At 64.1% G+C, this 7030-nt stretch carries 2 protein-coding genes and 2 pseudogenes; all 4 read left to right on the top strand.

All coding sequences use genetic code 11. The features are described 5' to 3' along the window. Positions 1-1134 (top strand): annotated as a pseudogene (locus tag JWQ05_RS02125) (DNA-directed RNA polymerase subunit beta); the annotation flags it as partial. Between the two features lie 181 nt (positions 1135-1315). Continuing rightward, positions 1316-5527, top strand: a complete 4212-nt coding sequence (gene rpoC / locus JWQ05_RS02120) for a DNA-directed RNA polymerase subunit beta' (RefSeq protein ID WP_299653757.1) — start codon at positions 1316-1318, stop codon at positions 5525-5527. Between the two features lie 445 nt (positions 5528-5972). Beyond that, the gene (rpsL, locus tag JWQ05_RS02115) at positions 5973-6344 is read left to right on the top strand and encodes a 30S ribosomal protein S12 (RefSeq protein ID WP_299653754.1); all 372 of its coding nucleotides are present in this window, start codon (positions 5973-5975) and stop codon (positions 6342-6344) included. Between the two features lie 178 nt (positions 6345-6522). Then, positions 6523-6915, top strand: a pseudogene (rpsG, locus tag JWQ05_RS02110) (30S ribosomal protein S7). The last annotated feature ends 115 nt before the right edge of the window (positions 6916-7030 follow it).

Genomic DNA, 7030 nt, shown 5'->3' with positions numbered 1-7030 from the left:
TTCAAGAAGGAGACCACGCTCAGCCGTGAGCTCCTCAGCGAGTACCCGCGTTCGCAATGGTGGCAGTTCGCCGTCATCGACGACCGTCTCATGACCGAGATGGAAGCGATGCAGAAGCAATACGACGAGTCGAAGAAGCGCCTCGAGCAGCGCTTCCTCGACAAGGTCGAGAAGCTGCAGCGCGGCGACGAGTTGCCCCCCGGCGTCATGAAGATGGTCAAGGTCTTCGTGGCGGTGAAGCGCAAGATCCAGCCCGGCGACAAGATGGCCGGACGTCACGGCAACAAGGGTGTCGTCTCGCGGATCGTCCCGATCGAGGACATGCCGTTCCTGGAAGACGGAACGCATGCCGACATCGTGCTGAACCCGCTCGGCGTGCCCTCGCGCATGAACGTCGGCCAGATCTTGGAAACCCACCTCGGTTGGGCGGCGGCCGGTCTCGGCCGAAAGGTCGGCCAAGCGGTGGACGCCTATCTGCGCAACCAGGACATCGAGCCCCTGCGGGACGAGATGAAGGCGATCTACTCTCCGTCAGAGCTCGAAGGGCTGTCCGACGACGAGCTCGCCGAGGCCGCCAACAACGTGCGCCGCGGCGTGCCGATGGCGACACCGGTGTTCAATGGCGCCAAGGAGGCCGACATCGAGCAAATGCTGGAGCTGGCCGGTCTCGACCGGTCTGCCCAGTCGACGCTCTATGACGGCCGCTCGGGCGAGCCCTTCGACCGCAAGGTGACGATGGGCTACATCTACATGCTGAAGCTGCACCACCTCGTGGACGACAAGATCCACGCCCGGTCGATCGGACCGTACTCGCTCGTCACCCAGCAGCCGCTGGGCGGAAAGGCGCAGTTCGGCGGTCAGCGCTTCGGCGAGATGGAGGTCTGGGCGCTCGAAGCCTACGGCGCCGCGTACACGCTGCAGGAGATGCTCACGGTCAAGTCGGACGACGTCGCCGGCCGCACCAAGGTCTACGAGGCCATCGTGCGCGGCGACGACACCTTCGAGGCCGGCATCCCCGAGTCGTTCAACGTGCTCGTCAAGGAGATGCGCTCGCTCGGCCTCAACGTGGAGCTCACCTCCTCGAAGAAGTCCGCCAACGACCAGATCGAGCCGCCCGCAGAGGCGGCCGAGTAACCACCGCACCACGCTCCCGCGCCGGCTCATCGATGCCGGCGCGGTCCGAGCGGGGAGGGGAAGCACCTCCCGAAGGACCTAACGGTGAGCGACGATCCGGCCGGTCGTCGCCACCGCTTCCGTTTTCAGCACGCGGTCAGCCCCTCGGCGGAGGGTGCGCCTCGTCAGCAGGAGTCGATCCATGAACCAAGAGGTCATGAATCTTTTCAACCAGCAGGCTCAACCCCAGAGCTTCGACCAGATCAAGATTTCGATCTCGTCGCCGGAGAAGATCCTCTCCTGGTCCTTCGGCGAGATCAAGAAGCCCGAGACGATCAACTATCGTACGTTCAAGCCCGAGCGTGACGGCCTGTTCTGCGCGCGCATCTTCGGACCGATCAAGGACTACGAGTGCTTGTGCGGCAAGTACAAGCGCATGAAGTACAAGGGCGTCATCTGCGAGAAGTGCGGCGTCGAAGTCACCCTCGCGCGCGTCCGGCGCGACCGCATGGGCCATATCGAGCTCGCCGCCCCCGTTGCGCACATCTGGTTCCTGAAGTCGTTACCGAGCCGCATCGGCCTGCTGCTCGACATGGCGCTCAAGGACCTCGAGCGGATCCTCTACTTCGAGTCCTACTGCGTCATCGAGCCGGGCCTCACCCCCCTGAAGGAGCGTCAGCTCCTGTCCGAGGAGGAGTACCTGCGCGCCCAGGAGGAGTACGGCGAGGACAGCTTCACCGCCATGATCGGCGCGGAGGCCATCCGCCGGATCCTGCAGGAGCTCGACCTCGACGGCATCGCCGATTCGCTGCGCGAGGAGATCGCGACCACGACCTCCGAGCTGAAGCCGAAGAAGCTTCTCAAGCGCCTGAAGATCATCGAGGCCTTCCAGATGTCGGGCAACAAGCCCGAATGGATGATCCTCACCGTGGTCCCGGTGATCCCACCGGACCTGCGCCCGCTCGTCCCGCTGGACGGTGGCCGCTTCGCCACGTCCGATCTGAACGATCTCTATCGCCGCGTCATCAACCGTAACAACCGCCTGAAGCGGCTGATCGAGCTGCGCGCGCCGGACATCATCATCCGCAACGAGAAGCGCATGCTTCAGGAGGCGGTGGATGCGCTATTTGACAACGGCCGCCGCGGACGCGTCATCACGGGAGCCAACAAGCGCCCGCTGAAGTCGCTCGCCGACATGCTGAAGGGCAAGCAGGGCCGCTTCCGTCAGAACCTGCTCGGCAAGCGCGTCGATTATTCCGGTCGCTCGGTCATCGTGGTGGGTCCGGAGTTGAAGCTGCACCAGTGCGGTCTGCCGAAGAAGATGGCCTTGGAGCTGTTCAAGCCGTTCATCTACGCGCGTCTCGACGCCAAGGGCTTCTCCGCCACGGTGAAGCAGGCGAAAAAGCTCGTGGAGAAGGAGAAGCCGGAGGTCTGGGACATCCTCGATGAGGTGATCCGCGAGCACCCGGTGATGCTCAACCGCGCGCCCACGCTGCACCGCCTCGGCATTCAGGCCTTTGAGCCCAAGCTGATCGAGGGCAAGGCGATCCAGCTCCACCCGCTGGTCTGCGCCGCCTTCAACGCCGACTTCGACGGCGACCAGATGGCCGTGCACGTCCCCCTGAGCCTCGAGGCTCAGCTGGAAGCGCGCGTCCTGATGATGTCGACCAACAACATCCTGCACCCGGCCAACGGCCAGCCGATCATCGTGCCTTCGCAGGATATCGTGCTCGGCCTGTACTACTTGTCCATCGTCGCGGAAGGGGCCATCGGCGCCTTCGACCCGACGAACAAGAAGAACCCGATGCAGGGCGTATTCGGCAACATCGGTGAGCTCGAGCATGCGCTCGCGGCCAACACCGTGAAGCTGCACACGAAGATCCGCTGGCGCTGGAACGGCATCGGGCCGGACGGTGAGCCGCTGACCAAGACCTACGACACCACGCCGGGCCGCGTGATCCTCTCGACCGCTCTGCCGCTGCACAAGAACGTCCCCTACGACGTCGTCAACAAGCTGATGACGAAGAAGGAGATCTCCGCGATGATCGACACCGTCTACCGCCACTGCGGTCAGAAGGAGTCGGTGATCTTCTGTGATCGCATCATGGCGCTGGGCTTCAACCACGCGTTCAAGGCGGGCATCTCGTTCGGCAAGGACGACATGGTGGTGCCCGACAACAAGTGGCCGATCGTGGACGACACCCGTGCGTTGGTGAAAGACTACGAGCAGCAGTACAACGACGGCCTGATTACCCAGGGCGAGAAGTACAACAAGGTTGTCGACGCCTGGGCAAAGTGCTCGGACAAGCTCGCCGCCGAGATGATGCTCCGCATCTCCACCGTGCAGAAGGACGAGAATGGCGCCGACAAGCAGGTCAACTCGATCTACATGATGAGCCACTCCGGTGCGCGTGGTTCGCCGGCGCAGATGAAGCAGCTCGCCGCCATGCGCGGACTGATGGCCAAGCCCTCGGGCGAGATCATCGAGACGCCAATCATCTCGAACTTCAAGGAAGGCCTTGACGTGCTCGAGTACTTCAACTCCACCCACGGTGCCCGCAAGGGTCTCGCGGACACGGCGTTGAAGACGGCCAACTCCGGCTACCTGACCCGTCGTCTCGTCGACGTGGCGCAGGACGCGGTCATCCGCGAAGTCGATTGCGGTACCTCGAACGGCATCAAGATGCGCGCCATCGTGGATGCGGGCCAAGTTGTGGCTCCGCTCTCGATCCGTATTCTCGGCCGTGCCACGGCCGAGGACCTGGTGGCTCAGGACGGCACCGTCATCGTCAAGACCAACGAGACGATCGAGGAGAAGCACCTGCCGGCGATTCAGGCGGCGGGAATCCAGGAGGTGAAGATCCGTTCGGTGCTCGTCTGCGCCACCAAGAGCGGCGTCTGCGCCACCTGCTACGGGCGCGACCTTGCCCGCGGCACGCCCGTCAACATGGGTGAGGCGGTCGGCGTCATCGCGGCGCAGTCCATCGGCGAGCCGGGCACCCAGCTAACCATGCGTACCTTCCACATCGGCGGTGCGGCCCAGATCGCGGATTCGTCCTTCATCGAGTCGAGCTTCGAGGGAACGATCAAGATCCGCAACCGGGCACTGGCCCGCAACACCGACGGCGACCTCATCGCCACCGGCCGTAACGTTGCCGTCGTCATCGTCGGCACGGACGGCGCGGAGCGGGCGGTTCACCGCCTGCAATACGGCGCACGCCTGCGCGTCGACGAGGGCGACAAGGTCAAGCGCGGCCAGCGCATCGCCGAGTGGGACCCCTACACCCGCCCGATCATCACCGAGACGGATGGCGTGGTCGCCTACGAGGAGCTCATCGACGGCCAGTCGATCACCGAGACCACCGACGAGTCGACCGGCATCGCCAAGCGCGTCGTCATCGACTGGCGCGGTACCGCCCGCACCGCCGACCTCAAGCCGGCGATGCTGGTGCTCGACGACGACGGCAAGCCGATGAAGCTGCCGCGTGGCTCGGACGCCCGTTACTTCCTGCCGGTCGACGCCATCATCGGCTACGACCCGGGCGCGAAGGTGAAGGCGGGCGACATCCTCGCCCGCGTCTCCACCGACTCCGCCAAGACCCGCGACATCACCGGCGGTCTGCCGCGGGTGGCGGAGCTGTTCGAGGCGCGTCGTCCCAAGGACGCGGCGATCATCGCCGAGAAATCGGGCACGATCCAGTTCGGCCGCGACTACAAGAACAAGCGTCGCCTGACGCTGACGCCGCATGATGGCTCGGATGCGGTCGAGTATCTGATCCCGAAGGGCAAGCACATCCACCTTCAGGACGGGGACGTGGTCGAGCTCGGCGACTACATCGTCGATGGCAACCCTGCGCCGCACGACATCCTGGCGATCAAGGGCGTGGAGGAGCTCGCCGCTTACCTCGTCAACGAGATCCAGGAGGTCTACCGGCTCCAGGGCGTGTCGATCAACGACAAGCACATCGAGGTCATCGTCCGACAGATGCTGCAGAAGGTCGAGATCACCGATGGCGGCGATTCCGATATCCTGACGGGCGACCAGATCGACCGGACGGAGCTCGCGGACATCAACGAGAAGCTGCTTGCCGAGGGCAAGAAGCCGGTCGTCGGCGTTCCCGTGCTGCTCGGCATCACCAAGGCGAGCCTCCAGACCAAGTCGTTCATCTCGGCGGCTTCGTTCCAGGAGACCACCCGCGTCCTCACGGAGGCGGCCGTCAACGGCAAAATCGACTACCTCGAGGGTCTCAAGGAGAACGTCATCGTCGGTTCGCTCATCCCGGCGGGTACCGGCTCCATGGCCGCCGAGATTCGCGCGGTCGCGCGACGTCGCGATACCCTCATCCTTCAGCAGAAGGCCGCCGAGAGCGGGGCACGGACCCTGTCGGAGCTGCCGCCCGCCGCAGCGGAATAGGGTCGTCGGCGAGCCAACAAGACGCGAAAAAGGGGCTGCCCGAGGGGCAGCCCCTTTTTCGTGGCGTACCCCCCAAAATCACAGGGCGACGACGTCCCTAACTTCATGATCCCGTAACGGAATGGGTTGACGCCGACCGAATCCCCCTCTATTAGGCCCTCATTGACCGGCTGGCAGTAGGCAGCAATCGATCGTGAGGCTCAAGCCTCGATCCAGGCTACCTAAACGCATCCGACTTCAACAGACGAACACGTGTCAGTCCGGCATGATCGCTTGCTTCGATGCAGGTGATCCTCTGCTTGCAACGGCGCGCCAAAGGCTGAGATCAGCCTGGGGCGCGGTTTTGCGTTTCGTCGCACACCACTGTGCGATGCCGGGACGGGCCACAAAGAGATTTGGATTTCGACGGTCGCCGACGACGGTGACGCGTTTCGAGAGGAATGGCATGCCGACGATCAACCAGCTGATCGCTCAGCCGCGCAAGGCGCAGAAGAGCCGCAACAAGGTGCCGGCGCTAGACTCATGCCCGCAGAAGCGTGGCGTCTGCACCCGCGTCTACACGACGACCCCGAAGAAGCCGAACTCCGCGCTCCGCAAGGTTGCCAAGGTTCGTCTGACCAACGGCTTCGAGGTCATCGGTTACATCCCGGGTGAAGGTCACAACCTTCAGGAGCACTCCGTGGTGATGATCCGCGGCGGCCGCGTGAAGGATCTGCCAGGCGTGCGCTATCACATCCTGCGCGGCGTGCTCGACACGCAGGGCGTCAAGGGCCGCAAGCAGCGCCGTTCCAAATACGGCGCCAAGCGCCCGAAGTAAGACCGATATTCGCGCACCCCGTAAGGATGTCGCCGGCCTCGATGGCTCAGGCGGCCTGCGCGGGGTGGTTTCAAGACCATAGATTGATACGGAGCGAGCGATGTCCCGCCGCCATTCTGCCGAGAAGCGCCAAATCATCCCGGACGCCAAGTAATGCGACGTGGTGCTGACCAAGTTCATGAATTCGATCAAGTAAGAGGGCAAGAAGTCCATCGCCGAGGGTATCGTGTACGGCGCGTTCTACATCGTCGAGAACCGCGCCCGCGCCAATCCCATCGAGGTGTTCCGCGCGGCTCTCGAGAATGTCGCTCCGGCGATCGAAGTGCGTTCCCGCCGTGTGGGTGGTGCGACGTACCAAGTTCCCGTCGAGGTGCGCACCGAGCGCCGGCAGGCCCTGGCGATCCGCTGGCTCATTCAGGCTGCCCGCGGCCGCAACGACCGTACCATGGTCGAGCGCCTGTCGGCCGAACTGCTCGACGCCGCGAACAACCGCGGCAACGCCGTGAAGAAGCGGGAAGACACCCACCGGATGGCGGAAGCCAACCGCGCCTTCTCGCATTACCGCTGGTAAGCGGACCCGGACCCTTTCAGGAGCAATCCGATGCCCCGCACGCACGCGATCGAGGACTACCGCAACTTCGGCATCATGGCTCACATCGATGCCGGCAAGACCACGACCACCGAGC

The sequence above is a fragment of the Methylobacterium sp. genome (assembly GCF_028290105.1).
In the GTDB taxonomy this organism is placed as follows: domain Bacteria; phylum Pseudomonadota; class Alphaproteobacteria; order Rhizobiales; family Beijerinckiaceae; genus Methylobacterium.
The sequence above is the reverse complement of the archived record's forward strand: the minus strand, read 5'-3'. Positions and strand labels throughout refer to the sequence as shown.

Bases quoted from the DNA above. Each gene is read 5' to 3' on its own strand.
- rpoC (WP_299653757.1), top strand. From the start codon at position 1,316: ATGAACCAAGAGGTCATGAATCTTTTCAACCAGCAGGCTCAACCCCAG.
- rpsL (WP_299653754.1), top strand. From the start codon at position 5,973: ATGCCGACGATCAACCAGCTGATCGCTCAGCCGCGCAAGGCGCAGAAG.